The 1,544-nt window shown below is 36.5% G+C and carries 3 protein-coding genes and 1 tRNA gene; all 4 read right to left on the bottom strand.

The features are described from left to right. On the bottom strand, positions 1 to 405 hold a 405-nt coding region (locus tag COX95_04300), incomplete at its 3' end, for a hypothetical protein (protein PIZ85389.1). A 60-nt stretch (positions 406 to 465) separates the two neighbouring features. After that, positions 466 to 774: a hypothetical protein gene (locus COX95_04295; protein PIZ85388.1), complete on the bottom strand. Its 309-nt coding sequence runs from the start codon at positions 772 to 774 to the stop codon at positions 466 to 468. A gap of 64 nt (positions 775 to 838) precedes the next feature. Continuing rightward, positions 839 to 1,423 (bottom strand): hypothetical protein, encoded by a 585-nt coding sequence (locus COX95_04290; protein PIZ85387.1) that lies wholly within the window; start codon positions 1,421 to 1,423, stop codon positions 839 to 841. Positions 1,424 to 1,451: 28 nt separating this feature from the next. Beyond that, a tRNA-Leu gene (locus COX95_04285) sits at positions 1,452 to 1,538 on the bottom strand. Positions 1,539 to 1,544: the final 6 nt, after the last annotated feature.

The raw sequence follows: 1,544 nt of genomic DNA, 5'->3' as shown, positions 1-1,544 counted from the left end.
ATTTATTTTTTCAATAGTTGAAAGAGTTCTTAAAGATAAACCGCCGGGAGTTTGGCTTAGTCTGCCTGCAGCCTGAGCTAATTTTTCTGCTGCGGCAAATTCTCCTTCTGCCTTAATAATTACAGCGCGTCTTTCCCTTTCTGATTCAGCTTGTTTAGCCATAATACGTTTCATGTCTGCAGGAAGCTCTATATCTTGTATTTTAATATCAGTAACGTCCACTCCCCAACTGCCCGTAGCCACATCAACATTTTTTTTAATTTCCTGCGCTATCTGTTCCCTTTCGGAAAGCAAAGCATCTAGTTCGATACCTCCTATTACATCCCTTAAAGCAGCCTGCGCATATTGGGAAACAGCTATCGTATAATCTTGAATATTAAGAATTGCATTCTCGGCTGATTCCACCCTGAAATAAACTACTGCATTAATACCTACCGGAACATTATCTTTAGTGATAACTTCTTGCTAAGGAATATCAATTGTTGTAACCCTAAGATCAACTTTGATCATTCGTTGAATACCGATGAAGATCCAATTTAACCCAGGATCTTTTGTCCCTGTATATTTACCTAACGTCAGAATTACTCCACGTTCATATTGATCAATAACCCTTAGGCCGCCGATTAAAAAAATAACGCTTAAGATAATTATCGTCCATAAAATTATAGCTGTTATCGAAATAGCGCCGGTTTGACCTAACATACCGCCCATAAAAACTAAAAACACAAAAAATCCTACAATTGAGCCAATTTGATTTGATGCATTGTTGTTCATAATAATACCTTTTAATTATTAATATTATATCAAAAAATGGGATAAAAATCGTTCAATCGCTAATTTATTCTTTAAGATAAATTGCATAATCTCTCCCTTGGTTTCCTTCCCCCCAAGTTACGCAAGAAGGACGTTCATCTGAAGTTGCAAATTTAGTAGAATCTGTTTCTAATGCAGTAAACAAAACCCCATACATATCTGAACAACCGCCTGGGATAGCCCGCATATATCTATAAGTACAATTAGAGTTCCAACCATCCTTTATATTTGTATTCTCACGCGGCGTTTTACTAATAAAATTATTACTTACTAAAGGCTGAATAAAACTATCTGAACTATCCATAAAATCATTACCTGCATCCCAATTACCCCAACAGCCATAGCTAGGTGAATCACTATCTGTATTATCCGGGTATTGATCAAATTTAATTTTGTACATTTCCAACGCTTTTGCTAATTCATCCAAATCAGCAACTCTCTTTACATCTTTTGCGCTTGCGCTTGCATTGGAAATTCTAATAATTACCAAACCAGCTAAGATAGCAATAACGGCTATTACTACCAATAATTCAATTAGAGTAAAACCTCTGTGCTTTTCCATATTAATATAATTATACCAAATCAAGTCAAAAAAATAAAAAAGAGGCACTAAACCTCATTCATAATAATTTAAATATTGGTACCGGGGAGAGGACTCGAACCTCCATGGTCTTTCGACCGCTAGCTCCTAAGGCTAGTGCGTCTACCAGTTCCGCCACCCCGGCCTAATA

Source organism: bacterium CG_4_10_14_0_2_um_filter_33_32 (genome assembly GCA_002792735.1).
In the GTDB taxonomy this organism is placed as follows: Bacteria; Patescibacteriota; CPR2_A; order CG2-30-33-46; family CG2-30-33-46; genus CG2-30-33-46.
This window is presented reverse-complemented; position numbering and strand designations above follow the sequence as displayed.